Genomic DNA, 25,709 nt, shown 5'->3' with positions numbered 1-25,709 from the left:
CCGTACAACCCGGCTTCAACCGGGCGCAATCACCCTCAACCGCCGGCCCCGGCATCGAACCGCCGTACGAACACGTCGTACGTGCCGTTGGTGTCCCCGGGCACCAGGTCCCGCAGGACCGAGCCGAAGACCACGCTGCGGCCGTCCCGGCTCAGCGCGTGCTGGGCGGCGTGGTTCAGATAGCCGTCCGCGACCGGGTACTGCTCGCCGGTGCGCAGGTCGTGCAGGGTCAGCCGGCCGTCGTAGTTCTCCAGCACGCGCCGCCCGTCGCCGCTGACGGCCGTGGGGAAGCCGCGCTCCCGGCCCACCTGCCGGGTGTGCCGGGCGCGCAGGTCGTGTACGTAGCCGTACCAGCCGGGTGCTCCGGACCGGACCGGTGTGCGCCGGGAGTCCGCGCTGAACGTCACGGCGCGGCCGTTGTCGCTCAACTCGCCGAGCTGCAGGCGCCGTTGGTTCATCTGCGTGCCGTCGGGGTTCAGGTCGGCCCGGCGCACGGTGCCCGTCCGGCGGTCCCGTACGAAGAGGTCCTGCCCGCCGCCCTCCGGCTCGTCGAGCACGTACGCGACCCACCGGCCCGTCCCGCTCAGCGAGACACCCCGCACGATCCCGTACTTGGCGTTGTCGCCCGGCGCCTTGGGGGTGATCAGTTCGGTGCGGCCGGTGAGCGTGTCGTGTACGTAGTCGAGCACCGGGCCGTCCGGTGCGGGGCCGGTGGCCCGGAAGGCGACCGAGCGGCCGTGTGCGCTCAGCGAGGTGACCTCGCCGCTCCCGCCGCCGGCCGGGGAGCCGGGCGGCGGGGTCAGGTGGATGGTGCGGCCGGTGCGGCGGTCGTGCAGGTACGCGGAACGCTGCCCGATGTATCCGGTGGAGTACGCGACGAAGCGGCCGTCGGCGCTGATGCGCGGGACGTTGTCGATCCCGGCCCCGTCCTCGCGCCGTGCGCCCGGTATCCGCCCGACCCGTCCGGTACGCACGTCCTTGACGGCCAGTACGTGGATCGAATCGCCCTCGCCGCCCAGCTCCGGCGCCCCCGTCCAGAAGGCGACGTACCGGCCGTCGGCGCTGATCGAGGCGATGTGTGACGGGCCGGTCAGCTGGCCGCCGTCCGCCGCCGTACTCACCCGTACGACGGTGGACGCGTCCCCCTCACCGGCCCACGCCGCCTCCCCCGACAACAGCATCCCGACCGCGACGGCCACGCTCAGCCCCGTACGTATCCGCTTCGCCATGTTCCCCCCTGGTCTCCGCCACCCCGCCCGTACGGGGTACGCGCATACAAGCGCGCCCTGTGGGACGCCCGCAATCAGCCGTTCTCCGTACAACGTCCGGTACGGGTGGAGCGTCCGCGACCCGGCCGCCCGGCCTCAGGCGCTCGTCAGGATGACGAGCTGCTGCGTCGCGCGGGACATCGCGACATAGCGGTCGACCGCTCCCTGGACGCCGTCGCCGAAGTCGTCCGGATCGACGAGGACGACCAGGTCGAACTCCAGGCCCTTCGCCAGCTCCGGGGACAGCGACCGGACGCGCGGCGTCGCCCGGAACGTGGGGTCGCCGATGACGCAGGCGATGCCGTCGTCGTGGGCGGCGAGCCAGTCGGCGAGGACCTTGTCGCGGTCGGCCACCGGGCCGTGGGTGACGGGGATGCCGCCGCGGCGGATGGAGGTCGGCACGTTGGCGTCCGGGAGCGCGGCCCGGATGACCGGCTCGGCCGCCGCCATGACCTCTTCCGGCGTGCGGTAGTTGATGTTCAGGGAGGCCACCTCGATCCGGTCCAGGCCGATCCGTTCGAGCCGCTCCCGCCACGACTCGGTGAAGCCGTGCCGGGCCTGGGCGCGGTCGCCGACGATGGTGAAGCTGCGGGACGGGCAGCGCGACAGCAGCATCTGCCATTCCGCGTCGGTCAGTTCCTGCGCCTCGTCCACCACGATGTGCGCGAACGGGCCGGCCAGCAGGTCCGGTTCCGCGACGGTCAGTTCGGCCTCGTCCACCAGGCTGACCTGGGCGTCCTGGCCGCGCAGCATCGTCACCAGGCCCTCGCCCTCGTCGAGGTCGGCACCGGAGGCGGCCGCGGCGTCTATCAGGTTGTCGACCACCTGCGTCATGCGCTCACGCTGGGCGGCGAGCATGGCCGCGTGTCGGCGCTTGGTGCGGGCCGCCTCCGGGTCGCCGAGGCGCTGCCGTGCCGCGTCCAGGAGCGGCAGGTCGGACACCGTCCACGCCTGGGGCGCGTCCTTGCGCTGGAGCCTGCGCACCTCGTCGGTGCTGAGCCAGGGGGCGCACAGCCGCAGATAGGCGGGGACCGTCCACAGGTCCGAGACCAGGTCGGTGGCTTCGAGCAGCGGCCAGGCGCGGTGCAGGGTGGTGACCAGTTCCTCGTCGTACCGCAGCGACCGCTCGAAGGCGTGGCCCGGGACGTCGCCGTCGAGCTTGTCCAGCAGGATCGCGACGAGCTCCTCCCAGATCTGCTCGCGCGCCTCGTTGTGCGGAGTGCCCTGGTCCGGTGCCTCGAACGCCTCGGCCCAGTCATCGGCGGTCAGCCGGACGTCGCCCCAGTCGGTCGAGACCGTCATCCCCCTGGTGGGCGGCTCCTCGTAGATGCCGACGGCCTTCTCGATGGCCTTCACCATGCCGGCGGACGCCTTCAGGCGGGCCACCTCCGGGTCGCTCTCGTCCGCCGCCTCGGCCCCCTCGGCGACGAGGTCCCGCACGACGCAGGTCTGCACGCCTTCCTCGCCGAGACTCGGCAGGACGTCGTCCACGTAGGACAGATAGGGCCGGTGCGGGCCGACGAACAGCACGCCGCCGCGGCGGTGGCCGAGGCGCGGGTCGGAGTAGAGGAGGTAGGCGGAGCGGTGGAGGGCGACGACGGTCTTGCCCGTACCGGGGCCGCCGTCGACCACGAGGGCACCGCGGGAGCCCGCCCGGATGATGGCGTCCTGGTCGGCCTGGATGGTGCCGAGCACGTCCCGCATCCGTGCCGAACGGTTGCCGCCCAGGCTGGCGACGAAGGCGGAGTGGTCGTCGAGCGCGGCGTGTCCTTCCAGGCCCTCGGCGGTGAAGACCTCGTCCCAGTAGTCGGTGATCCGGCCGTCGGTCCAGCGGTACCGGCGGCGGCTCGCCAGCCCCATCGGGTCGGCGTGGGTGGCGCCGAAGAACGGCTCGGCGGCGGGGGACCGCCAGTCGACCAGCAGCCGGCGGCCCGTGCTGTCGGTGAGGCCGAGCCGTCCGACGTACACGGGCTCGGCGCCGTCCGCGCCGGCCATGTGGCCGAGGCACAGGTCGAGGCCGAAGCGGCGCAGGGCGCGCAGCCGTCCGGTCAGCCGGTGGACCTCGGCGTCCCGGTCCATCGCCTGCCGGCCGGTGCCGCCGGGTGCCTTGAGTTCGGCGTCGAGGCGGTCGGACAGTTCGGTGATGGTCCGGTCCAGGCTCTCCGCGATGGCCGCGAAGTGCCGTTCGTCGGCCGCCGTCAGCTTCGGGTCGGCCTTGGCGGACAGGCGGTCGGGAAGGTCGAACACGCTGGTGGTCAGGGAATGCATGGTGTCAGCTCCGATCCTGGGCCGCCCTGCGGAGTCCTGCCGCGCGTACGCACGCGCCGCGGCGCGTGCTGCGCGTGTCTCCCGTTACCGCAGGTCCTGGCCTCGGCGAGCGATTGTGCGGCACGACCGGGGCCTTGCCGCAAGCCCCCCTGTGCGCTATACATTGAGAGTGGCAAGGAGTGGGGACTCCTTGCTTTTTCTTTTTGGGGGCGGGCATGGGGTGGGGCATGTCGCGGTCGGTACGTGCGCTCGCCGGAGCCGGTGCGGTGGGCGCTGTCGTGGCGGGGCTGTGCGCCCCGGGCCAGGCGCGGGCCGCCGGGCCCACGACGGCCCGACCCGCGTCCGCGGTCCAGCGGGTCAGCACGGCCTCCGACGGCGCACAGGCCGACGGGGCGTCGGGGCCCGCCGCCGTCAGCGCCGACGGGCGCTACGTCGTCTTCTGGTCGGCCGCACCGAACCTGGGCGCCGGCTACTTTCCCGCGCTGCTGGTCAAGGACACCGTCACCGGGCAGCTCGCGCAAGTGCCGAAGCCGCAGGGCTACGGCGGCGGGCCCCTGGCGATCAGCGCGGACGGCCGCTACGTCGCGTTCTCCACGGGGACGCGCTATCCGCTCCCGTACGTCCACGACCGCCGCACCGGCACGACGGAGCCGGTGCGTCCGAAGGACCCGCCGATCGGCAGCGAGATCAGCGACGTCGCCGGGCTCAGCGCCGACGGGCGGCACCTCGCGTACACGATCACCAACCGGCACGGCAACGCCCCCGTCCTGCTGTACGTCCGCGACCTGGACAGCGGCGCCGACGAACTCCTCACCCCCGCCGGGCCTTCGGGCCATCCGTTCGCGGCCGGTGGCTCGCTCTCCCGGGACGGCCGGGTGGCGGCGTACGGCATCCACCGGCGCGGCGGCAGCGACCCGGACACGGGCGATGTGTTCGTGCGCGACCGGGACACCGGCGAGGTCGAGCAGGCGGACATCACGCACGACGGCTCCCCGGCCGACGGCCCGGCGCGGCTCGCGCAGCTCAGCGCCGACGGCCGGTACGCGGCCTACACGTCCACCGCCACCAACGTCGTGCCCGGCGGCACCGCGCCCGGCTCGCACGCCTACGTCCGCGATCTGCGCGCCGGGCGGACCTGGCGGGTGGCGGGCGACGGCGCGGTGGCGAAGGCGGTCAGCGGGGACGGCCGGTGGGTGCTGGTCGCGGAGGGCGGCCGGCTGGTCCTCGTGCACGCGCGGAGCGGACAGCGCCGGGACGTGGGCCCGGGTGACCGGGCGGACAGCGGGGCGGTGGACGGCGGGGGCCGGGCGGTGGCGTTCAGTTCGGAGGCGGCCGATCTGGTGCCCGGGGACACCAACGCGGCGTACGACGTGTTCGTACGCCGCTGGTGACGGGGCGTCAGGCGGCCGGCGCGGGGCGGCCCGCGAGGGCGTCCAGGTCGGCGCGGGTGAACCCGGTCAGGCGGGCGACCTCGCCCGGGTCCACCGCGCCGCAGTCCAGGCCGCGCAGCAGGTAGCCGCTGAGCGCCTTGGCGGTGGCGGGCTCGTCCAGCACGTCGCCGCCGGCCTTGGAGACGTACGCGGTGAGCCGGGCGGCGGCCTGCTCCAGGCCCCCGCGGTAGAAGGCGTAGACGGCGGCGTAGCGGGTGGGCAGGTGGGCCGGGTGCATGTCCCAGCCCTGGTAGTACGCGCGGGCCAACGAGCGGGTCACCAGGCCGTGGTGCAGCCGCCAGGCGTCGTGCACCCGGGTGGTCGCGCCGACCGGCAGGACGTTGGTCGAGCCGTCGGACAGGCGCACCCCGGTGCCGGCCGCGGCGACCTGCATGACGGCCTTGGCGTGGTCGGCCACCGGGTGGTCGGGGGCCTGGTGGGCGGCGCTGACGCCGCAGGAGGCGCTGTAATCGAAGGTGCCGTAGTGCAGGGAGGTGGCGCGGCCCCCGGCGGCCTCGATCATGCGGGCGACGGTGGCGCGGCCGTCTGCGCCCAGGATCGACTGGGTGGTCTCGATCTGGATCTCGAAGCCGATCCGCCCGGCGGGCAGGCCGTGGGTCTTCTCGAACGCCTCCAGCAGCCGCGCCATGGCGGTGACCTGCTCGGCGTAGCCGACCTTGGGCAGGGTCAGCACCAGGCCGCCGGGGAGGCCGCCGGCCGCCATCAGGCCGGTGAGGAAGATGTCGAGGGTGCGGATGCCGCGGTCGCGGACGGCGGCCTCCATGCACTTCATGCGGATGCCCATGTACGGCGCCGCGGTGCCGTCCTTGTAGGCGGCCGCGACCAGGGCGGCGGCGCGGGCGGCGGCTTCGTCCTCCTCCGCGTCCGGGCGCGGCCCGTAGCCGTCCTCGAAGTCGATGCGCAGGTCCTCGACGGGCTCGCGCTCCAGCTTGGCCCGGACCCGCTCGTACACCGGCTCCGCCAGCTCGTCCGGAAGGCCGAGGACGCCGGCGAACGCCTCGGCGTCCGGTGCGTGCTCGTCGAGCGCGGCGAGGGCGGCGTCGCCCCATTCACGGATGGTGCCGGCGGTGACGGCGTCGCCGGGGACGTAGACGGTGTGGACCGGCTGCCGGGTGCCGGGGTCGCCCGGGTAGCGCCGCGCGAGGTCCGCGTCCACGTCCGCGAGAGCGGTTGATATCTCCTCGCGTACGGTGGGCGCGAGGCTCGTCGCCACCGTCTCGTGCTGCCCCATCCGACACCCTCCCAGTTGTTCGTACCGGCCCGCAGAGTTTCCGCGTTACGGAATCAACAATCCGTATAGCGAAGTTATCCGGGCCGAGATCGCAGGTCAACACCCTCCGGGGGACCGGATCGGGCGGGCCTCACATGGGGAGCGTTCCCCATCGCGCGCGCCGTGCGCCCACGCGCCGGGCATCCCGTTTCATCCCTTTCGGTACTTCTCCGCCGATCCACGACTGAGCCGGAACCGCCGTGCGTAGCCTTCCGGCGCGGTGCGGGCGGCCGGGAAGCCCGGCCCGCCGCACGAGGCATGGGGGGCTGATGCCGGAGGAGTTCGGGGACGCGCTGCGGCGGCTGCGGCGGGAGCGGGAGGTCTCCCTGCGGTCCCTCGCCCAGCTGGTGCACTACAGCAAGGGCTATCTCAGCAAGATCGAGAACGGGGAGAAGCCGCCGACCGCCGACGTGGCCCGCCGCTGCGACGCGGCCCTGGCCGCCGAGGGCGCGCTCAGCCACCTGCTGGCCGCCCGTACCCCCGGCGACCGCTGCCCGTATCCGGGGCTGGCCGCCTACACCGCGGCGGACGCGCCCTGGTTCTTCGGCCGGGAGCGGGCCACCGCCGCCCTGGTCGGCCGTCTCGCCGAACGCATGGACAGCGCGGGCCCGCTGGTCCTCGCGGCCCCGTCCGGCGCCGGGAAGTCCTCGCTGCTGCGGGCCGGACTGCTGCCCGCCCTGCGCGCCGGGGCGCTGCCCGGCTCCCGGCACTGGCCGGTCCGCGTCCTGACGCCCGGCGCGCACCCGCTCACCGAACTGGCCGCGGCGCTGGCCGGACCGGGCACCCCTTGCGCCGCCTCCGCCGAAGAACTGGCCGAGGCCCCCGAGCGCTGCGCCGCCGCCGTCCGCGCCGCGCTCGGCCCCGGTCCGCGCCTGGTCCTCGTCGTCGACCAGTTCGAGGAGGTCTTCACCGCCTGCGAGGACTCCCGCGAGCGGCGCGCCTTCGTCACGGCGCTGTGCACGGCCGCCCGGGACGCCCCGTGCGCCGTGGTCATCGGAGTCCGCGCCGACTTCTACGGCCCGTGCCTGGACCACCCCGCGCTCGCCCCGGCCCTGTCCGCCGGGGTCTTCGCGCTGCGTCCGATGTCCGTACGCGAAGTCCGCGCGGCGATCACCCGCCCCGCGCGGGAGGCCGCGCTGGAGCTGGAGCCGGGCCTCGAAGAGCTGCTGCTGTCCGACCTGGGCATCCACGGGGACGACGAGCCGGTGGCCGGCGGCACGCTGCCGCTGCTGGCGCACGCCCTGCTCGCCACCTGGCAGCAGCGCTCCGGCCGCACCCTCACCGTCGCCGGGTACCGCCTGACCGGTGGCCTGCACGGCGCCGTCGCCACCACCGCGGAGCGGGTGCACGCCGGGCTGGACCCGGCGGAGCGGCGCACGGCGCGGCAGGTGCTGCTGCGGCTGGTCCAGGTCGGTGAGATCGCGGGCGAGACGCGCCGCCGGGTGCCGCACGAGCGCCTGCTGGAGCATCTGCCGGACCCGGAGAAGACCGCCGCCGTGATCGACGTCTTCGTCCGCGCCCGGCTGCTGACCCTCGACGCGGACACCGTGGAGATCACCCATGAGGCGCTGCTGCGGGCCTGGCCGCGGCTGCGCGGCTGGATCCGCGCCGACCGGGCCGGGCTCGTCGTCCACCAGCGGCTCACGGAGGCGGCCGGGGCGTGGAAGCGGGAGGGGCGGGACCCCGCGGCGCTGTACCGGGGCACACGGCTGGCGGTGGCGCGCGAGTGGGCCGGGCAGCAGGGGGAGAACGCCGGTCTCAGTCCACTGGAGGAGGAGTTCCTGCACGCCTCGCAGGAGCGCGAGGCGGCCGCGGCCCGTGCCGACCGCCGCCGGGTGCGGCGGCGCCGCAGGCTCGCGGGCACCCTCGCCGTGCTGCTCGTGCTCGCCGTGTGCGCGGGGGTGCTGGCGGTGCAGCAGTGGCGTACGGCGGAGGCCGGGCGCCGTGACGCGTACGCCGGTGAACTGGCCGCCCGCTCGGCTCAGGTGGCCACCGGGCAGCCCGAGGCGGCCATGCTGCTCGCCGCCGAGGCGTACCGGCTGCACCCTTCCCCCGCCTCCCGCAGCGCGCTGTTGAGCACCCAGGCCCGGCCGTTCGCCGGGCGCCTGACGGGGCATCACGGGCCGGTCAACGGCGTCGCGTTCAGCCCCGACGGCAGGCTCCTGGCGGGCGGCGGTTCGGACGGCACGGTCCGGCTGTGGGACCGGCGCAGCCGCCGCCCGCCGGTCACCGCGCTCGCGTCCGGTGCGCCGCGGATCCGCGGCGTCGCCTTCAGCCCGGACGGCCGTCTTCTGGCCGCGGGCGCGGCGGACGGCTCCGTACGGGTCCGGGACGCCGCCCGCCGTACGCCCGCCGTCACCGTGCCCGGCGGCGGTGACGGCGGCGAGGTGGCCTTCGCGCCCGCGGGCCGGGGCGGTGCGGCCGGTGGCGACGTGCTCGCCGCCACCGGACCCGGCGGCGGCGTGACCCTGTGGGACGCGCCCCGGATGCGGCCGATGGCGCGGCTGCCGGGCCTCGGGGGTGCCGGGACCGGCAAGGTGGCGTTCAGCCCGGACGGCCGGCTGCTCGCCCGCGGGGACGCCAACGGCCGGGTCCGGGTCTGGCGGCTGCCGCCGTCGCTGACCGCGTCCGCCCCCGGAAGTGCCCTGTCCGCCACCGCCCGCCCCGCCGCCCCCAGCGTCCTCGCCGACCGCTCGGGGCACGGCGACGGCGTCGTGGCCGTGGCCTTCAGCCCGGACAGCGCCACGCTGGCCGTCGGCGGCACGGACCGCACGGTCACGCTGTACGACACCCGCCGGATGACCGTCCGCGCCCGGCTCACCGGCCACAACGACGACATCAACGCGCTGGCGTTCTGCCCCGACGGCGACACCCTCGCGTCCGCGTCCGGCGACGGCTCCGCGCGCCTGTGGGAGGTCGCCACCCTCCGTACCGTCGCCGCCTTCACCGGCCACAGCGACTACGTCCTCGCCGTCGCCTTCTCCCCGGACGGCCACACGCTGGCCACCGGCAGCTTCGACCGGACGATCGCCCTGTGGAACCCGGCCGGCGCCGCGCTGACCGCCCGGCCGGTGTCCGGCCGCTCCGCCGTCGCCTTCGCCCCCGGCGGGCGGCGGCTGGCCGCCGCGGGCGTCGACGGCACGGTCCAGCGCTGGGACGTCCGCACCCGTACGCAACTGGGGCCGCCGCTGCGTGCCCACCACGGGCCGGTCCGGGACCTCGCCTACGGCCCGGACGGGCGGACGTTCGCCACCGCGGGCGCCGACGGGAGCGTACGGCTGTGGGACGCGGCGAGCGGTGCCCGTGAACGGCTGCTGACAGGCGCGGGCGGTTCGGTGTTCGGGGTCGCCTTCGCCCCGGGCGGGCGGCTGCTGGCGGGGGCGAGCGAGGACGGCACGGTACGGCTGTGGGACACCGCACGGGGCAGCTCCGCCGTTCTGACCGGCCATGACGACTTCGTCAACGCCGTGGCGTTCAGCCCGGACGGGCGGTTGCTGGCCAGCGCGAGCGACGACCGTACGGTACGGCTGTGGGACGTCGCCACGCACCGTCGGGCCGGGGTGCTGCGCGGGCATTCGGGCGCGGTGTGGGCGGTGGCGTTCAGCGCGGACGGGCGCACGCTCGCCTCGGCGGGCAACGACCGGACGGTGCGCCTGTGGGACGTGCGCAGCCGGCGGGGTACCGGAGTGCTGCGCGGCCACACGGGTTCGGTGCGGGGCATCGCGTTCGCGCCGCGCGGGCGGCAGCTGGCCACGGTCGGCTTCGACAGCACCGTACGGATCTGGGACACCGCCGCCCGTACACAGACCGCCACACTGACCGGGCACACCGACGTGGTGTGGTCGGTGGCCTACGCGGCGGACGGCGGGACGCTGGCGACCACCGGCGCGGACGGCTCGGTGCGCCTGTGGGATCTGGACGCGGGCCGGGTGGCCGGGCGCATCTGCCCGCTGGTGGGCAGGACCGGTCCCGCACGCTGGCGCGAGCTGCTGCCCGATGTGCCGTACGAGCCGATCTGTGACCGCTGAGAGCCCGCGTGCACACCCGGCCAAGGCCCGGTACCCAGGTTGTCGACGCCACGGCAGCCGGGCCGCGCGAAGAGTAAATCTTGTGGCGTCCCCCGCACCTGCCGGGTGACACTCTGCGGCATGACATGGACCGCACCAGAAGTTGACCGCCGCACCGAGCCGTACGTGGCGGACGAACGCACGATGCTCCAGGGCTGGCTGGACCGGCACCGCGACACCCTGCTGAGCAAGTGCGCCGGCCTCACGCCCGAACAGCTCGTCCGGCCGAGCGCCGAACCGTCCAACCTCACGCTGCTCGGCCTCGTCCGGCACATGGCCGAGGTGGAGCGCAGCTGGTTCCGCTTCCGGGTCGCGGGCCAGAAGATCGGGCCCTTGTACTACACCGAGGAGCAGCCGGACGCGGACTTCGAGGTGCTGGACACCGCCACCGCCGAGGACGCGATCGCCACGCTGCGCGCCGAGATCGACGCCGCCGACCAGGCGGTGGCCCACCGCGGCCTGGACGACACCTTCACCACGAAGGACGGCCGGACGATCAGCCTCCGGTGGGTGTACGTCCACATGATCGAGGAGTACGCGCGGCACAACGGCCACGCGGACCTGCTGCGCGAGCGGATCGACGGCGCGACCGGCGACTAGGGCCGGCCCGGCGGGGACGGCGCGGCTCACCGGGGCTCGCGCTCGACGGCGAGCAGCGCCGCGTCGTCCCGCGGCTCCCCGCCCGTGTGCCGGACCAGGTCCGCGCGGAGCCCGTCCACCAGGTCGTCCAGTGGGGCGGCGGCCCGTTCCGCGACCCGCTCGGCGAAGGGCTGGAAGCGCCCCGCCGCGTCGCGCGCCTCGGTGAACCCGTCGGTGTACAGCACCAGCCGGTCCCCCACGCGGAACGGCAGCGTATGGACCGTGTGCCCGGTCCCCACCAGGTCGGCCATGCCGATGGGGGCGCCGGGCCGCTCCGGCGGGCACACCCGTACCAGCCCGTCCCGGATCAGCAGGGGCTCCGGGTGCCCGCAGTGGACCACCCGGGCCACCGGCCCGGACGGGATTTCCACCAGCAGGGCGGTGGCGAACCGTTCCGGCGTCTCCGCGCCCGGCAGCCGCGCGATATGCCGCCGCGCCTCCCCCTCCAGCCGCCGGGCCACCCCGGTCAATGTCTCCTCCTGGTACGCCGCTTCGCGGAACCCGCGCAGGAGTACGGCCGACGCCTCCACCGCGAGCATCCCCTTGGCGCGTACGTCGCCGATGAGCAGTCGGACGCCGTACGGGCCGCGTACCGCGTCGTAGAGATCGCCGCCGCTGCGGGGCGCGGTGCGGGCCGGGAGGTAGGTGCCGCGCAGGCGCAGGTCCCCGATCCGGCCGGGGAGCGGGCGCAGCAGGACCCGCTGCGCGGTCGCGGCCGAGCTGTCCGCCCGGCTCAGAGCGCGCCGCCGCCGCTGCCGTATCGCCTCGCCGACGGCGGCCACCGGCGCGGCGGCCAGTGCCGTGCACACCGCCGCTCGGGACGCCGGCCCGGCCGCGCCCCGGTTCGGCGAGCCGATCGACACGGCCGCGATGGCCAGGACGAACAGGGCGAAGGCGAGGACGAAGAGCGCGCGCGACAGCAGGCGCGCACACCGCACGATCCGGAGGCGTCCGGCCGTGGGTCGTCCGGTCCGGCGGCGCCCCTTCCCGGTGGGACGTTCAGCGGTGCTCGGCGGCGGCTTGGGCATGGGCTTCTTCCCCGGCGACGGCGGTGAGTTCGGTGGTGGCGGTACGGTTCCGGGCAGCCTGCGCCGTACGGTGGCGTCCGCCCGCCACGTGCTGGAGCGACCGGTCGAGGAGCATCAGCAGGCGCCACTCGGCCAGCCGCGCGTCCAGGCTGCCGCGCCGGTCGCCGCAGCGTTCGGTGAGTTCCCGCCACACGCGGCGGGTGGCGGGCAGGACGGGGTGCGGGCTGCCGCCCCGGCAGCCGCGGACGCACAGCGCCAGACAGGTCAGCAGCCGCGCGCAACCGGCCCGGAACTCCCGGTCCCAGGCGTCCGTCTCCGCCGTGCCGTCCGTGTCGTACGCGTCGGGCCGCACGGCGGCCGGGCGCTGCGCCGCGAGGTCGCCGAGCGCGGCGACGACCGCTTCCGTGTCGTGCGCGACGCGCTCCAGGCTTTCCAGGACCCGCCGGTCCAGGTGCCAGACGGTGTGCCGGTCCGGCGCGCGCACGTTCCAGCGCAGACTTTCATGCGCCTGGCCGAGCGCGCCGCGGGCCCGGGCGACGAGATCCGTCAGGCGGTCGCGCCGGCCCGGGTCCAGAACCTCGTCCGGGTGCCGGGCCTCGCGTACCGCGTCGGCCACCCCGTCCAGCACCGCGCCAGTTCCGCGCGCAGCCGGTCGAGGGCGGCCTCGGCGGCGCGCAGCCGCAGCGGCGGGGGCAGCAGGGCGTTGAAGAGCACCGCGACGCAGATGCCCACCCCGATCTGCAGCAGGTGCGGCCCGATCTCCCGCGCGTGGCTCGGTCCGAGCAGCAGGACGAAGACCGCGGTGATCGGTACGTGCAGGCCGTGCGCGCCCAGCCGCTCGTGCCCGGCGGCCAGCAGGGACAGCAGGAGTACGGCGCCCATGCTCAGCCAGGTCGGCCCGACGAGGACCGCGGCGGGCAGCGCGATCAGCGCGCCGAGCGTGCACCCGGCCGCGTACTGGAGGCCCGCCGTGCAGGACCGGAACACCGTCGGGTGGACGACGAGCAGCGCGGCGACGACCGCCGGGGCGGGCCGCGGCGTCCCCCACACGCTGGAGCACAGCTGCCAGGCCAGGGCGGCCGCGACGCTCGCGCGGACCGCGACCAGCCACCGCACGGCCCAGGGCCCGTCCCGCAGGCGCGACGGGCGCACGGCCGCGAGCGCGGCGCACGCGCGGCGCCCGGCCGTCCCCGTGTTCTCCTCACGCACCTGCTCCCCTTCCGTCCATCGCACCGGCTGTTCCGGCCATTCCGGCCTGTGACGGCCGCCAGAATCTTGTGATGTCCGTTACTGACACCGGATATGCGGCCCTAGGTGACGAAATTCGGGCGCGGCGGAAAAAGGGGCCGTTGGACCGTTCCGAACCGGCGGAAGTCCCGTACATCAAAGGCCGTAGATCCCGCCGCTCCCGCATACTGCGGGGCACCGAAAAGGCAGCAGGCGAATGAATCGGCATTCCCCGGCGACGATCACCCGGTTCCCCGCACAGAAAAGGCCACCCCATGCGACTGATCAATTACCAGGTGCTGCGCGACCTCGTCCATGAACACCAGCGCCTCACCCGGAACGGCACCCCGGAAGTCGCCCGCCTCGACGACATCTCCTACACGCTCGGCGTCTACACCGGCCACCGCGATCCGGCCGCCGCTCTCCGCGAGGCCCGCCGTCTGCTGCGCACGCATGACGCGGAGTACCGGCGGGCGGCCTGAACCGACGGCGAAGGCCCGTCTCCCGCCAATCCGCGGAAGACGGGCCTTCGCCGTATCGGGAGGCGCCGCGCTTCTCTCAATTCACCTCCAGCATTCCTTCCCGCAGTTCCGCGAGAATGCGGGTGAGCAGGCGCGACACCTGCATCTGTGAGATGCCCAGGGCCTCGCCGATCTGCGTCTGGGTCATTTCCGCGCCGAAGCGCAGGTGCAGAATCTGCCGGTCCCGCTCTTCCAGGCCGTCCAGCAGCGGTTTGAGCGCCTGGACGTTCTCGGCCTTTTCCAGGTCGGGGTCCTCGCCGCCCAGACGCGCGGCCAGGGCTGCGCCGGCGGTCTGTGCGTGGCCCTCCTCCGGCGGCGCGTCCAGGGAATCGGCGGAGTAGCCGTTTCCGGCGTACAGGCCCTCGATGACGTCTTCCTCGTCCATTTCGAGGTGCCGGGCCAGTTCCGAGGTGGTGGGCGCGCGGTTCAGTTCGTGGGCGAGTTTCTCGCGGGCCCTGGCCAGGTCGATACGGAGTTCCTGGAGGCGGCGCGGGACGTGCACCGCCCAGCTGGTGTCCCGGAAGAAGCGCTTGATCTCGCCGACGATGTACGGGACGGCGAAGGCGCTGAACGGGGTGCCGCGCGCGGGGTCGTACCGGTCGATCGCCTTGATCAGTCCGATGGTGCCCACCTGGACCATGTCCTCCGTCTCCTCGGCCCGGCTGCGGAACCGGCGGACCGCGAAGTGGACCAGGGACAGGTTCATCTCGATCAGGCAGTCGCGCGCGTACCGGCGGGCGGGGTCGCCTTCGGGAAGCCCGGCCAGCCGCTCGAAGAAGAGCCGGGACACCTCGCGGGCGTCCTCCGGGGTGACCGCGCCGGCGTCCTCCAGCAGGGGCAGCCCGGCCGGTCCGGCCCCGGGTCTCTCCCGTACGGACGCGAATCCGGTGTTCACGCGGCCACCTGCCTCTCGGCGGTGTCCGAGCGCGGGTGGCGCACGCGGAACCACACCCACTTCCCGGACCGCGTCCGGTCGAAGCCCCAGCCGTCCGCGAGCGCCCCCAGGACCTCCAGGCCCCGGCCGTCCTCGGCGAAGGGTCCGCCCACGGTGGCGTTGGCCACCACCTCGGACAGGCACGCCCGGCCGTCGCCGAGCGCGTAGCGGTGGGGGTCCAGGACGGCGCTGACCGATTCGCGGGCCGGGCGGGGCTCCCGGGGACTCGTCGGCAGGCGCATCCGCGGGGCACGGACGCAGGGGTCGGTCGGGGCGTGGGGCAGCGGCATCATGGGGGTCTTCCTTCGGTTCCGCGGTCGGGTTCCGGCACCCCCGTTGTGCCCGCCGGGCGACCCGGAACCCGGGGCTTACGTCCCCGCGTGCGGGACGTAAGCCCTCGCGCCCCGGAACAGGCCCAGGGCCCGTACGCGGGTGCGTACGGGCCCTGGGCTCGTCACTGGCGCGGCACGGTCCCGCCGTGCCCGGCGGATCAGCCCTTGCGGGCCTTGACCTCGTCGGTGAGGGCCGGGACGACCTCGAACAGGTCGCCGACCACGCCGTAGTCGACCAGGTCGAAGATCGGAGCCTCGGCGTCCTTGTTGATGGCGACGATGGTCTTCGAGGTCTGCATACCGGCGCGGTGCTGGATCGCGCCGGAGATGCCCGCCGCGATGTACAGCTGCGGGGAGACCGACTTGCCGGTCTGGCCGACCTGGTTGGTGTGCGGGTACCAGCCCGCGTCCACCGCGGCGCGCGAGGCGCCGACGGCCGCGCCGAGCGAGTCGGCGAGGGCCTCGATGACCGGGAAGTTCTCGGCGCCGTTGACGCCGCGGCCACCGGAGACCACGATCGCGGCCTCGGTCAGGTCCGGGCGGCCGGTGGACTCGCGCGGGGTGCGCGAGACGACCTTGGTGCCCTTGGAGGTCTCGGCCACGGTCACCGCGAGCTGCTCGACCGTACCGGCGGCCGGGGCGGCCTCCGGAGCGGCGGAGTTGGGCTTGACGGTGATGACCGGGGTGCCCGTGGTGATGCGGGACTTGGTGGTGTACGAGGCCGCGAAGACGGACTGGGTGGCCACCGGGCCCTCGTCGCCGGCCTCCAGGTCGACGGCGTCGGTGATGATGCCGGAGCCGATGCGGACCGCGAGGCGGGCGCCGATCTCCTTGCCCTCGGTGGAGGACGGCAGCAGCACCGCGGCCGGGGAGACGGCCTCGTAGGCAGCCTGGAGCGCGTCGACCTTCGGCGCGACCAGGTAGTCGGCGAACTCCGGCGCGTCGGCGGTCAGGACCTTGACCGCGCCGTGCTCGGCGAGCGTCGCCGCTGCGGTGTCGGCGCCGGGGCCGAGGTGCACCGCGACCGGCTCGCCGATCCGGCGGGCGAGGGTGAGCAGTTCGAGGGTGGGCTTGCGGACGGCGCCGTCCACGTGGTCGACGTAGACAAGGACTTCAGCCATGGGATTGCTCTCCTGCGGGAAGAATGCGGGCGGGGGAAAAGGACGGGAATCCGCCGGGCTCAGATGAACTTCTGGCCCGCGAGGAACTCGGCGAGCTGCTTGCCGCCCTCGCCCTCGTCCTTGACGATCGTGCCCGCGGTGCGGGCCGGACGCTCGGCCGCCTCGTCGACCTTCGTCCAGGCGCCCGCCAGGCCGACCTCGTCCGCCTCGATGTCCAGGTCGTCCAGGTCCAGGGACTCCACCGGCTTCTTCTTGGCGGCCATGATGCCCTTGAAGGACGGGTAACGGGCCTCGCCGGACTGGTCGGTGACCGACACGACGGCCGGCAGCGACGCCTCCAGCTGCTCGGTGGCGGTGTCGCCGTCCCGGCGGCCCTTGACGGTGCCGCCCTCGACGGAGACCTCGGACAGCTGCGTCACCTGCGGCACACCCAGGCGCTCGGCGAGCAGCGCGGGCAGCACGCCCATCGTGCCGTCGGTGGAGGCCATACCGCAGACGACCAGGTCGTAGCCGGTCTTCTCGATGGCCTTGGCGAGGACCAGGGAGGTGCCGAGCGCGTCGGTGCCGTGCAGGTCGTCGTCCTCGACGTGCACGCCCTTGTCGGCGCCCATCGACAGGGCCTTGCGCAGCGCGTCGCTCGCGTCCTCCGGGCCCACGGTGAGCACCGTGATCTCGGCGTCGTCGTCGGCGGCTTCCTTGATCTGCAGGGCTTGCTCGACCGCGTACTCGTCGAGCTCCGAGAGCAGGCCGTCCACGTCGTCGCGGTCGACGGTCAGGTCCTCGGCGAAGTGCCGGTCGCCGGTGGCGTCGGGCACGTACTTCACACAGACAACGATCCTCAGGCTCACGCCGGCTCTCCTACCTGCTTCGACTCTTCCGAACTGCCTTGTGCTGGCAGCATAGGCGCCTGTTGGGGCGGCATCCGGCCGGATGGGGTTCCCGCGCCGACCGAAATATTACTCGCCAGTACACCCACCCTTTTCCCCGTAAGCAAGGCCGTTGAACTGTGACGTTGCCAACGGATACGGATGGGGCGCGAGAGCCCCCGGCGCGGAACCGGCGGGCCGTGCGAAGCGTTGAATGAGCCGCGTTGCGCAGCCCGGCGGGGTCAGTCGCGCAGCGCGTTGAAGCGGCCCTCGTGGTACAGCAGCGGGCGGCTGCGCCCGGCCGTCCCGGCGTAGCCCTCCGGGTCGCCCTCGACGACCTGACCGAGCACGATCCGGTGATCGCCGGCCGGCACCCGGGCCACCACCTTGCACACCAGCCAGGCCAGCACGCCGTCCAGCAGCGGCACCCCGTGCGGCCCCGGACGCCAGGAGGTCGGCGGCGCGAAGCGGTCGGCGCCGCTGCGGGCGAACGTGGTGGCCAGCTCCTGCTGGTGCTCGCCGAGTATGTGGACGCCGATGTGTCCGGCCTCGGAAACCGCGGGCCAGCAGGAGGAGCCGGTGCTGATGCCGAAGGAGAGCAGCGGCGGGTCGGCGGCGACCGAGGTCAGCGAGGTGGCGGTGAAGCCGGCCGGGCGGGGGCCGGGCGCGGTGATCACGGCGACGCCGGCGGCGTGCTGCCGGAAGACGGAGCGCAGCAGGTCGGGGGTGGCGGCACGGGGCGTACCGAGATCGGTCGGTACCGTCATGGTGGTGTCCTTCTGCCGTGGGGTCCGGGCCGGCGCGGCGCCGTCACCGGCACCGCGGGAGTCGTCGCCGCTCACGTACGGGGACAGCGCTCGCCGGCGGCGTACGGAGGGTCCGCGGGCGCGCGTCCGTGAAGAAGGGGTCCTGGCCGCATGACGTCACCCTGACGATGCGTGTGGCGGGCAGTCAAGTAACGCCGGAAATCTGGGAGATCAATCACGGACGGCGGCCCCCAGCGCGGCGATGACGTCGGCCTTGCGGGGCTGTCCGGCCGCGCGGCGCACCAGCGCGCCGTCGCCGTCGAGCACCAGCACCGTCGGCGTGCGCTCGATGCGCAGCGTCCGTACGAGGTCGAGGTGCGCCTCGGCGTCGATCTCGACGTGGGTCACCCCTTCCACCATGTCCGCCACCTCGGCAAGAGTGCGCCGGGTGGCACGGCAGGGCTGGCAGAAGGCGCTGGAGAACTGCACGAGCGTGGCCCGCTCCCCCAGCTCCGCGCCCATTCCGGCGGCCCCCAGCCGCGTCCCCACGTCCTGCCCTCGCAAACCTCGCCCTCCCGTTCACACCCGGTTCTCTCGCCGACGGGTGCAGCGTCCGCCGGGCCGCAATCATTCCCGCCGCCGGGTGCCCGGTGTACCGCGCGGAGTGCCCGGTGTACCGTCCGCGGTGAGGGGAAATCGCACCGAGTGACCATCACGTGACGAGGATCTCCCGGCGGCGGGGGCCCGTACGGTGGCCCCCGGGCCGCCGATCGGGCACGATCTCCCGAAAGCCGCATACTTACGGCTGCGTAACGTCTTCGCCGGGAGAACCCTCCCCAGGCACAGAAAAGGGGTCCCCGACATGGCAGAGCTCGTCTACCCGCCCGTCATCGGCGCCGCCCGCGCGGCGTTCAAGGCGCTCGACCTGAAGTTCGACATCGCCGGGGCCGACCACATACCCCGGCGCGGCGGCGCGGTCCTGGTGAGCAACCACATCGGATACCTGGACTTCATCTTCTGCGGCCTGGCCGCCCGCCCGGCCAAGCGCCTGGTGCGCTTCATGGCGAAGGAGTCGGTCTTCCGGCACAAGGTGTCGGGCCCGCTGATGCGCGCGATGAAGCACATCCCGGTGGACCGCACGCAGGGCGTCCACGCCTACAAGCACGCGCTGAGCGCGCTGCGCGGCGGGGAGATCATCGGGGTCTTCCCGGAGGCGACGATCTCGGAGTCCTTCACGCTGAAGACCTTCAAGTCGGGCGCGGCCCGGCTGGCGCAGGAGGCGGGTGTGCCGCTGCTGCCGATGGCGCTGTGGGGCACCCAGCGGCTGTGGACCAAGGGCCACAAGCGGGACCTGGGCCGCAACCACTTCCCGATCACCATCCGGGTCGGCGAGCCGGTGGAGGCGTCGCCGGACGAGCAGACCGAGAAGATCACCGACCGGCTGCGCTCCCGTGTGCAGGACCTGCTGGAGGCGGCGCAGCGCGCGTATCCCGTACGCCCCAAGGGCCCCGAGGACACCTGGTGGGTCCCGGCGCACCTCGGCGGCACGGCACCGGCGCCGGGGGCCACGGCCTGACCGGCCGGGAGCCGCGGCTCAGCCGAAGAGCCGCGGCTCCCCCACCTCGATCCGCGCGTCGGGGCAGGTCTTCTCCAGCGTCCCGGCGAGTTCGGCCCCCGCCGCGGTCAGTTCCCCGGCGGTCATCGGCGCCATCCGCTCCAGCAGGAACAGCGCGTTCACGGACGTGTCGGTGAGCCGCGTCCGTACGCCCTGGCGCCAGTTCCAGCGGCGGCAGGTCACGCCCTCGTCGTCGCACCACACCACCTCGCCGGGCTCCGGGTGCTCGGTGACCCGCTCGCCGCCGGCCGCGGTCACGAACGGCTCGGTGCCGGTGGCCCGCACCAGCCGCATGCCGCCCCGGATGTGGTCCAGGTCCTCGCCGCCGACCGGGATCAGGTGGGCCACGCTGATGGCGTTGTAGAGGTCGACGAGGCGGTTGATGCGCGGCAGCCCGCCGTCCGCGAGGGCCCGCTTGGCCAGCGCCTCGGCGGAGTTACGGGTACGGGACGGCTTGGAGCCGAAGGCGGTGTACGCGGCGCGCCAGGCGGCGATGTGCGGGTCGTCCTGGGGCGCCCGGCCGTCCAGCCGCTCCGTGAGCCTGCGGGCGGCGGCGTCCAGGAGGGCCGAGGAGGCTTCGTCGCTGGGCCCGTTGGTCAGGCCGTGCGCCTCGACGGCGAGGTATCCGAAGCCGGGCGCGAGGGCGCGTACCTCGTCGGAGACGTGCAGGGGGAGAGTCATCGTCGCGTGCCTCGGGAATCGTCGGGCGCAAGCGCGGGGCGGCGGGGATGCGGCCGCCACGGGCTTCGGGACCGGTCGGCGGCCTCCGGGGGGCATTGCAGCACAGCGGGCCACGGTTCAGCAAACCGTACCGAGGAGTCCAGCACAGTGCACTGCGCACCGGACGGCAATGCGCCGGGCAGCTGACCGCGGTCAGCTGCCCGGCGCGCCGTTCGTCGTGCGGCCTACCGCCCCATCTCCTCCCGCAGGGCGTCCACCAGCCCGTCCACGTCCTCCACGGTCGTGTCGAAGGAGCACATCCAGCGGACGTCGCCGGCCGCCTCGTCCCAGAAGTAGAAGCGGTAACGCTTCTGCAGACGCTCGGTGACATCGTGCGGCAGACGCGCGAAGACGGCGTTGGCCTGCACCGGGTAGAGGATCTCCACACCGTCGACCGAGCGGACGCCGGCGGCGAGCCGCTTCGCCATCGTGTTGGCGTGCCGGGCGTTGCGCAGCCACAGGTCGCGGGCCAGCAGGGCCTCGAACTGCGCGGATATGAAGCGCATCTTGGAGGCCAGTTGCATGGACATCTTGCGTACGTGCTTCATCGCGCGCACCGCGTCCGGGTTGATGACCACCACGGCCTCGCCGAACAGCGCGCCGTTCTTGGTGCCGCCGAGGGAGAGCACGTCCACACCGACCGCGTTGGTGAACGCCCGCATCGGGACGTCCAGCGACGCGGCGGCGTTGGCGAGCCGCGACCCGTCCAGGTGCACGAGCATGTTGCGCTCGTGGGCGTGCTCGCAGATGGCCCGCACCTCGTCGGGGGTGTAGACCGTGCCCAGCTCGGTGTTCTGGGCGATCGAGACGACCTGCGGCATGGCGCGGTGCTCGTCGTCCCAGCCGTACGCCTGCCGGTCGATCAGCTCGGGCGTGAGCTTGCCGTCCTCGGTCGGCACGGTCAGCAGCTTCAGCCCGCCGACGCGTTCGGGGGCGCCGCACTCGTCGACGTGGATGTGGGCGCTCTCGGCGCAGATCACCGCGCCCCAGCGGTCGGTCATCGCCTGGAGGGCGACCACGTTGGCGCCGGTGCCGTTGAAGACCGGGAACGCCTCGGCGGTCTGCCCGAAGTGGCTGCGGATGACGCGCTGGAGGTGCTCGGTGTACTGGTCCTCGCCGTAGGCGACCTGGTGACCGCCGTTGGCGAGCGCGATGGCCGCCAGCACCTCCGGGTGCACACCCGCGTAGTTGTCGCTGGCGAAACCGCGCACCGTCGGGTCGTGGTGCCGCTGGGCGTCGGTCTTGCGCTCGGTCACGCTTCGGGGGTCAGCCACAGACGCTGTCCATTCACTTCCTGGGCGGGCCGCTCCCAGACGCCGCTGACGGCCTGGGCCAGGTCCTTGACGTCCGTGAAGCCCGCGAACTTGGCATTCGGGCGCTCGGCGCGCATCTGGTCGTTGACGAGCGCCTTGACGACCAGGATGGCAGCCGCCGCCTTGGGCCCCGCCTCGCCCCCGGCCTTGCGGAAGGCGTCGCCGAGGGCCAGCGTCCACGCCTCGGCGGCGGCCTTGGACGCGGCGTACGCGGCGTTACCGGCCGTCGGCTTGCTCGCACCCGCCGCGCTGACCAGCAGGAACCGCCCGTTCCCGGAGCGCTCCAGCGCGGCCTGGAAAGCCAGCGAGGTGTGCTGGACCGTACGGATGAGGAGCTTTTCCAGCACGTCCCAGTCGCCGAGGTCGGTCTCCGCGAACGACGCGGAGCCGCGCCAGCCGCCGACCAGGTGCACCAGCCCGTCGATCCGGCCGAACTCCTTCTCCGTACGGTCGGCCCAGGCGCGTGTCGCGTCGAGGTCCAGCAGGTCGACGGTGTCGCCGGTGACGGTCGCGCCGCCGTGCGCGTACCGCGCGGCGTCCACGGCCTCCGCCAGCCGCGCGGCGTCCGCGTCGGCGGCCACCACGGTCGCGCCCGCCTCGGCCAGCCGCAGCAGCGTCGCCCGCCCGGCGGGCCCCGCCGCCCCGGCCACCGCGATGACCGCGCCTTCCAGTGACCCCTGGCCATTGGTCGCAGTACTCATGTCCCTCGTCTCCTCGTGCTCCGGCCTGCCCTGGGTGCCGCCGGCGCTCACACCGCCACCGGCATGTCGCTGTGGGCCGTGATGCCCTTGGTGGAGGCAATCACGCCGCGCAGTTTCTTGGCGAGGGCCTCGTAGAACATGCTGAGCGGAAATTCGTCCGGCAGGACGTCGTCGACGAGCTTGCGCGGCGGCTTGTCGAGGTCGAGGGCGTCCGGCCCCTTGGCCCAGGTCGAGCCGGGGTGCGGGGCGAGGTAGGTCGAGACGAGATCGTAGGCGGCGAACCAGTGGACCAGCTTGGGCCGGTCGATGCCGTCCCGGTACAGCTTCTCGATCTCGCCGCACAGCTGGTTGGTGACCTGCGGGGCCCGCTCCCAGTCGATGTGCAGGGTGTTGTCCGTCCAGCGTACGACGTCGTGCCGGTGCAGGTAGGCGAAGAGCAGCTGGCCGCCGAGGCCGTCGTAGTTGCGCACCCGGTCACCGGTGACGGGGAAGCGGAACAGCCGGTCGAAGATGACCGCGTACTGGACGTCGCGGGCCTGGCGGACGCCTTCCGCCTCCAGCTTGACGGCCTCCTTGAAGGCGGTCAGGTCGCAGCGCAGCTCTTCCAGGCCGTACATCCAGAACGGCTGCCGCTGCTTGATCATGAAGGGGTCGAAGGGCAGGTCGCCGTGGCTGTGGGTGCGGTCGTGGACCATGTCCCACAGGACGAACGCCTCCTGGCAGCGCTGCTGGTCGGCGAGCATCGCGCGGATGTCGTCGGGCAGTTCGACGCCCAGCGTCGCCACCGCGGCCTCGCTGACCCGGCGGAAGCGGGCGGCCTCGCGGTCGCAGAAGATGCCGCCCCAGGTGAAGCGCTCGGGCGCCTCGCGCACGGCGATGGTCTCGGGGAAGAGGACCGCGGAGTTGGTGTCGTATCCGGAGGTGAAGTCCTCGAAGGTGATGCCGCAGAACATCGGGTTGTCGTAGCGGGTGCGCTCCAGGTCGGCCAGCCAGTCGGGCCAGACCATGCGCAGCACGACCGCCTCGAAGTTGCGGTCCGGGTTGCCGTTCTGCGTGTACATGGGGAAGACGACCAGGTGCTGGAGGCCGTCGGAGCGCTGGCGCGCGGGGTGGAAGGCCAGCAGGGAGTCGAGGAAGTCCGGTACGGCGAAGCCGCCGTCGGCCCAGCGGCGCAGGTCCGCGACGAGCGCCCGGTGGTAGGCGGCGTCGTGCGGGAGCAGCGGCGCCAGCTCTTCGATGGCCGATATCGCGCGCTCGACCTCGTGCCGGACGGTGCCGGCCGCGGGCGCGCCCTCGGCGGTGAAGTCGATCGAGCCGTCCTTGGACTGCCACGGGCGGATGGTCTCGATGGCGTCCTTCAGCACCGGCCACGCCGGATGCCGCACCACACGCTCTGCGGTGGCGGTGGCGCCTGGGGCACCCACAGGCGAAAGAATTTCCGTCATGACTACCCTCCGGCAGGAGATCCTGTTGTGCCGCCACGGTATCCAGGGGGTCTTCGACTTCTCAAGAGCTCCAGAGGAAAATGTTCTGCCCGACCCCCATGGTCACGCACTTTTTTCCTGTCCGTCTGAGAAGATGCGGAAGTTTCTGTCCGGCGGGACCATGCCTGCCGCGCATCCTGCAGCACGTACCCGGAATCGGCCGCCGTATACGGGACGCGGCGTGGCGACTATGGGCGCGGGACGCTCAGCGGTGGTCGGGAAGCGACCGGATCCGGTCGAAATCCGGCCGCCCGACGGGCAGCCGCCCCGGCGCCCGGCTGTTGCCCCTGACCGGTTCCGTGCACCCGGCGACCGGGGAGCCCTCCTGGGGCCGCGACGGCCACACCGTCGTACGGGCGCGTCAGCCCCCGGCGGACGCGCCCACGCACGGGTGACGACGACGCGGCACCGGACACCCCGGACGGATCGGACGGCACCGCCCGCCGAACGGCAGCCGCGGCACCCGAACACCCGTGACCGGCAACGGATTTCCGGCGCTCCCCCGGCACTCGTCCCAGGCGTGGCAAGCCCCCGTTCCGGCCATGTCGCAGGGCTGTCCGACACCGTTCCGGCGCCTTCGGGTGCCCGTTAGGCTGTGCGCCGTTTCGAGAGCAGCCGGTGGTACACGCGCGGCGCAGGCGGGGCAGCCGTGGCCGGCGGGCGGCACCGGTCCGGCAGCACACCGACAGAAACGAGGCAGCCTTGTCCTTTCTCACCATCGGACACCGCGGGATGATGGGCGTCGAGCCGGAGAACACCCTGCGCTCGTTCGTCCGCGCCGAACGCGAAGGTCTCGACGTCATCGAGCTGGACCTGCACCTGAGCAAGGACGGCGCGCTCGTGGTCATGCACGACGCGGACGTGGACCGCACGACCGACGGGACGGGACCGGTCGCCGACCGCACCCTCGCCGAACTGCGCGACCTGGACGCCGGCTACGGCGAGCGGATCCCGGTGTTCGAGGAGATCGTGGACGCGGTGCGGGCGCCGCTCCAGGCGGAGATCAAGGACGTGGCCGCCGCCCGGGCGCTCGTGGACGTGCTGCGCGCCCGCGACCTGACCGCCCGGGTCGAGGTGATCTCCTTCCACGACGCGGCGCTGGCCACGGTCGGCGAGCTGCTGCCCGGCGTACGGACCGCGCTGGTCGCCGAGCACTACGGCACCGACGTGGTGGACCGCGCGCTGGCCGTCGGCGCCTCGGCGCTCTCCCTCGACATCCGCCGGCTCACCCTGGAACTGGTGGAGCGGGCCCACGCGGCGGGCCTGCGCGTCCTGGGCTGGACCGTGAACACCCACGACGAGCTGCGGCTCAGCCGCGGGCTCGGGCTGGACGGCGTGATCACCGACTTCCCCGAGATCCGGCGGGCGGTGCGGTTCACGGCGTGAGACGGGCCGGGCAGCGAACCGCCCGGCAGCTCTAGCCGAGGTCCTTGACCAGCAGCTCGAACTCCAGGTCGGGGCGCCGCGGAATGCCGAACCGCTCGTCGCCGTACGGGAACGGGAACATCGTGCCGGTGCGCCGGTACCCGCGGCGCTCGTACCAGGCGATCAGGTCGGAGCGCTGCCGGATGACGGTCATCCGCATCTCGGCGGCGTTCCACCGGGCGCGCGCGGTGCGTTCCGCCTCGGCCATGACGACCTTGCCGAGGCCGCCGCCCTGGAGGCCGGGACGGACCGCGAACATACCGAAGTACACATGATCGCCGCGGTGTTCGAGCTGGCAGCAGGCCACGATCCCGCCCGCGTTCTCGGCGACCAGCAGCACGCTGTCCGGGGCGCCCACCACCGCGGCGACACCCTCCGGATCGGTGCGCTGCCCCTCCAGCAGGTCCGCCTCGGTGGTCCAGCCCTCCCGGCTCGCGTCGCCGCGGTAGGCGGACTCGATCAGCGCGACGAGCGCCGGGACGTCGGCCTCGGTGGCGGCTCGGTAGGTCAGCTCGACGGTCGTCATGGGCGGGCGTCCTCTCCGGTGGCTCGGCGCGGCGGTACGGACCGGGGTGCGGGGCGGCGCACGCGTACGGCCGTACCGGAGGCTAACAAGACCCACGGGCCCGCCGCGCGGTCCGGTCCGCGTGCGGCGGCTCGGGCGGGCCGGATGCGGCCCCGGGACCCTACGCCGCCCGCCCGGCGGCGTAGGG

The 25,709-nt window shown here is 73.8% G+C and carries 22 protein-coding genes and 1 pseudogene; 6 read left to right on the top strand and 17 right to left on the bottom strand.

Translation table 11 applies throughout. The annotated features are described in order from the left end of the window. Nucleotides 1-35: 35 nt before the first annotated feature. The gene (locus CP984_RS34620) at nt 36-1,229 is read right to left on the bottom strand and encodes a TolB-like translocation protein (protein ID WP_003986226.1); all 1,194 of its coding nucleotides are present in this window, start codon (nt 1,227-1,229) and stop codon (nt 36-38) included. Between the two features lie 135 nt (nt 1,230-1,364). After that, nucleotides 1,365-3,536, bottom strand: coding sequence for an RNA polymerase recycling motor ATPase HelR (gene helR, locus CP984_RS34615; protein WP_003986225.1), 2,172 nt, complete (start codon nt 3,534-3,536; stop codon nt 1,365-1,367). 227 nt (nt 3,537-3,763) lie between these two features. Between helR and CP984_RS34610 the strand changes: the two genes are divergently transcribed. Beyond that, nucleotides 3,764-4,927, top strand: a complete 1,164-nt coding sequence (locus tag CP984_RS34610; RefSeq protein WP_003986224.1) for a TolB family protein — start codon at nt 3,764-3,766, stop codon at nt 4,925-4,927. 5 nt (nt 4,928-4,932) lie between these two features. Here CP984_RS34610 and CP984_RS34605 read toward each other — a convergent pair. After that, nucleotides 4,933-6,218 (bottom strand): annotated as a pseudogene (locus CP984_RS34605) (DUF6986 family protein); the annotation flags it as partial. A 308-nt stretch (nt 6,219-6,526) separates the two neighbouring features. Here CP984_RS34605 and CP984_RS34600 point away from each other — a divergent pair. Next, nucleotides 6,527-10,285, top strand: a complete 3,759-nt coding sequence (locus CP984_RS34600) for an nSTAND1 domain-containing NTPase (protein WP_050498786.1) — start codon at nt 6,527-6,529, stop codon at nt 10,283-10,285. A gap of 120 nt (nt 10,286-10,405) precedes the next feature. Further along, on the top strand, nt 10,406-10,924 hold the full coding sequence (locus CP984_RS34595) for a DinB family protein (protein ID WP_003987324.1): 519 nt from the start codon (nt 10,406-10,408) through the stop codon (nt 10,922-10,924). Between the two features lie 26 nt (nt 10,925-10,950). Here the strand turns inward: CP984_RS34595 and CP984_RS34590 are convergent, their stop codons facing one another. The 3 genes from CP984_RS34590 to CP984_RS34580 all read right to left on the bottom strand — a co-directional run bounded on the left by CP984_RS34590 (nt 10,951) and on the right by CP984_RS34580 (nt 13,200). Further along, the gene (locus CP984_RS34590; protein ID WP_129820925.1) at nt 10,951-11,901 is read right to left on the bottom strand and encodes a PP2C family protein-serine/threonine phosphatase; all 951 of its coding nucleotides are present in this window, start codon (nt 11,899-11,901) and stop codon (nt 10,951-10,953) included. Between the two features lie 61 nt (nt 11,902-11,962). Next, nucleotides 11,963-12,619, bottom strand: coding sequence for a hypothetical protein (locus CP984_RS34585; protein WP_030177975.1), 657 nt, complete (start codon nt 12,617-12,619; stop codon nt 11,963-11,965). Continuing rightward, nucleotides 12,538-13,200 carry an FUSC family protein gene (locus tag CP984_RS34580; protein ID WP_030177977.1) on the bottom strand — a complete coding sequence of 221 codons (663 nt, stop codon included), beginning with the start codon at nt 13,198-13,200 and terminating at the stop codon, nt 12,538-12,540. Before CP984_RS34580 ends, CP984_RS34585 begins: the two co-directional genes overlap by 82 nt. Before the next feature lie 293 nt (nt 13,201-13,493). On the opposite strand from CP984_RS34580, the gene CP984_RS34575 reads away from it, so the two are divergent. After that, nucleotides 13,494-13,700, top strand: a complete 207-nt coding sequence (locus CP984_RS34575; protein ID WP_003986788.1) for a DUF5133 domain-containing protein — start codon at nt 13,494-13,496, stop codon at nt 13,698-13,700. A 76-nt stretch (nt 13,701-13,776) separates the two neighbouring features. Here the strand turns inward: CP984_RS34575 and CP984_RS34570 are convergent, their stop codons facing one another. From CP984_RS34570 to CP984_RS34545, 6 genes are all read right to left on the bottom strand, one after another. Further along, nucleotides 13,777-14,634, bottom strand: coding sequence for a SigB/SigF/SigG family RNA polymerase sigma factor (locus tag CP984_RS34570; protein ID WP_003986787.1), 858 nt, complete (start codon nt 14,632-14,634; stop codon nt 13,777-13,779). Next, nucleotides 14,631-14,966, bottom strand: coding sequence for an ATP-binding protein (locus CP984_RS34565; protein ID WP_003986786.1), 336 nt, complete (start codon nt 14,964-14,966; stop codon nt 14,631-14,633). The genes CP984_RS34570 and CP984_RS34565 overlap by 4 nt, the downstream gene beginning before the upstream one ends. Nucleotides 14,967-15,163: 197 nt before the next feature. Further along, nucleotides 15,164-16,126 (bottom strand): electron transfer flavoprotein subunit alpha/FixB family protein, encoded by a 963-nt coding sequence (locus tag CP984_RS34560; RefSeq protein WP_003986785.1) that lies wholly within the window; start codon nt 16,124-16,126, stop codon nt 15,164-15,166. Nucleotides 16,127-16,185: 59 nt separating this feature from the next. Continuing rightward, the gene (locus CP984_RS34555; protein WP_003986784.1) at nt 16,186-16,974 is read right to left on the bottom strand and encodes an electron transfer flavoprotein subunit beta/FixA family protein; all 789 of its coding nucleotides are present in this window, start codon (nt 16,972-16,974) and stop codon (nt 16,186-16,188) included. A gap of 260 nt (nt 16,975-17,234) precedes the next feature. Beyond that, nucleotides 17,235-17,759 carry a flavin reductase family protein gene (locus CP984_RS34550; protein WP_003986783.1) on the bottom strand — a complete coding sequence of 175 codons (525 nt, stop codon included), beginning with the start codon at nt 17,757-17,759 and terminating at the stop codon, nt 17,235-17,237. Between the two features lie 210 nt (nt 17,760-17,969). Next, nucleotides 17,970-18,260: a thioredoxin family protein gene (locus CP984_RS34545; RefSeq protein ID WP_003986782.1), complete on the bottom strand. Its 291-nt coding sequence runs from the start codon at nt 18,258-18,260 to the stop codon at nt 17,970-17,972. Between the two features lie 340 nt (nt 18,261-18,600). On the opposite strand from CP984_RS34545, the gene CP984_RS34540 reads away from it, so the two are divergent. Continuing rightward, nucleotides 18,601-19,314, top strand: a complete 714-nt coding sequence (locus CP984_RS34540; protein WP_003986781.1) for a lysophospholipid acyltransferase family protein — start codon at nt 18,601-18,603, stop codon at nt 19,312-19,314. 18 nt (nt 19,315-19,332) lie between these two features. Here the strand turns inward: CP984_RS34540 and CP984_RS34535 are convergent, their stop codons facing one another. The 4 genes from CP984_RS34535 to CP984_RS34520 form a co-directional block, all read right to left on the bottom strand. Then, the gene (locus CP984_RS34535; RefSeq protein ID WP_003986780.1) at nt 19,333-20,034 is read right to left on the bottom strand and encodes a B3/B4 domain-containing protein; all 702 of its coding nucleotides are present in this window, start codon (nt 20,032-20,034) and stop codon (nt 19,333-19,335) included. A 224-nt stretch (nt 20,035-20,258) separates the two neighbouring features. Beyond that, on the bottom strand, nt 20,259-21,329 hold the full coding sequence (locus tag CP984_RS34530; protein ID WP_003986779.1) for a threonine aldolase family protein: 1,071 nt from the start codon (nt 21,327-21,329) through the stop codon (nt 20,259-20,261). After that, complete coding sequence (locus tag CP984_RS34525; protein ID WP_030177986.1) at nt 21,326-22,087, bottom strand: SDR family NAD(P)-dependent oxidoreductase; 762 nt, start codon at nt 22,085-22,087, stop codon at nt 21,326-21,328. Before CP984_RS34525 ends, CP984_RS34530 begins: the two co-directional genes overlap by 4 nt. A 47-nt stretch (nt 22,088-22,134) precedes the next feature. Continuing rightward, entirely contained in the window at nt 22,135-23,532 is a 1,398-nt protein-coding gene (locus tag CP984_RS34520; RefSeq protein ID WP_030177988.1) for a DUF6421 family protein, read from the bottom strand. Nucleotides 23,533-24,273: 741 nt separating this feature from the next. On the opposite strand from CP984_RS34520, the gene CP984_RS34515 reads away from it, so the two are divergent. After that, complete coding sequence (locus CP984_RS34515) at nt 24,274-24,957, top strand: glycerophosphodiester phosphodiesterase (RefSeq protein ID WP_003985729.1); 684 nt, start codon at nt 24,274-24,276, stop codon at nt 24,955-24,957. A gap of 31 nt (nt 24,958-24,988) precedes the next feature. Here the strand turns inward: CP984_RS34515 and CP984_RS34510 are convergent, their stop codons facing one another. Next, nucleotides 24,989-25,522, bottom strand: a complete 534-nt coding sequence (locus CP984_RS34510; RefSeq protein ID WP_003985730.1) for a GNAT family N-acetyltransferase — start codon at nt 25,520-25,522, stop codon at nt 24,989-24,991. Nucleotides 25,523-25,709 lie beyond the last annotated feature (187 nt).

The organism is Streptomyces rimosus, assembly GCF_008704655.1.
Classification (GTDB): domain Bacteria; phylum Actinomycetota; class Actinomycetes; order Streptomycetales; family Streptomycetaceae; genus Streptomyces; species Streptomyces rimosus.
Note: the sequence above shows the minus strand (reverse complement) of the source record. Positions and strands in the feature narration are given on the sequence as shown.

Coding starts and splice junctions, on each gene's coding strand:
- CP984_RS34620 (WP_003986226.1), bottom strand. CDS start 1,229: ATGGCGAAGCGGATACGTACGGGGCTGAGCGTGGCCGTCGCGGTCGGG.
- helR (WP_003986225.1), bottom strand. CDS start 3,536: ATGCATTCCCTGACCACCAGCGTGTTCGACCTTCCCGACCGCCTGTCC.
- CP984_RS34610 (WP_003986224.1), top strand. CDS start 3,764: ATGTCGCGGTCGGTACGTGCGCTCGCCGGAGCCGGTGCGGTGGGCGCT.
- CP984_RS34600 (WP_050498786.1), top strand. CDS start 6,527: ATGCCGGAGGAGTTCGGGGACGCGCTGCGGCGGCTGCGGCGGGAGCGG.
- CP984_RS34595 (WP_003987324.1), top strand. CDS start 10,406: ATGACATGGACCGCACCAGAAGTTGACCGCCGCACCGAGCCGTACGTG.
- CP984_RS34575 (WP_003986788.1), top strand. CDS start 13,494: ATGCGACTGATCAATTACCAGGTGCTGCGCGACCTCGTCCATGAACAC.
- CP984_RS34565 (WP_003986786.1), bottom strand. CDS start 14,966: ATGATGCCGCTGCCCCACGCCCCGACCGACCCCTGCGTCCGTGCCCCG.
- CP984_RS34560 (WP_003986785.1), bottom strand. CDS start 16,126: ATGGCTGAAGTCCTTGTCTACGTCGACCACGTGGACGGCGCCGTCCGC.
- CP984_RS34550 (WP_003986783.1), bottom strand. CDS start 17,759: ATGACGGTACCGACCGATCTCGGTACGCCCCGTGCCGCCACCCCCGAC.
- CP984_RS34545 (WP_003986782.1), bottom strand. CDS start 18,260: ATGGGCGCGGAGCTGGGGGAGCGGGCCACGCTCGTGCAGTTCTCCAGC.
- CP984_RS34540 (WP_003986781.1), top strand. CDS start 18,601: ATGGCAGAGCTCGTCTACCCGCCCGTCATCGGCGCCGCCCGCGCGGCG.
- CP984_RS34535 (WP_003986780.1), bottom strand. CDS start 20,034: ATGACTCTCCCCCTGCACGTCTCCGACGAGGTACGCGCCCTCGCGCCC.
- CP984_RS34525 (WP_030177986.1), bottom strand. CDS start 22,087: ATGAGTACTGCGACCAATGGCCAGGGGTCACTGGAAGGCGCGGTCATC.
- CP984_RS34520 (WP_030177988.1), bottom strand. CDS start 23,532: ATGACGGAAATTCTTTCGCCTGTGGGTGCCCCAGGCGCCACCGCCACC.
- CP984_RS34510 (WP_003985730.1), bottom strand. CDS start 25,522: ATGACGACCGTCGAGCTGACCTACCGAGCCGCCACCGAGGCCGACGTC.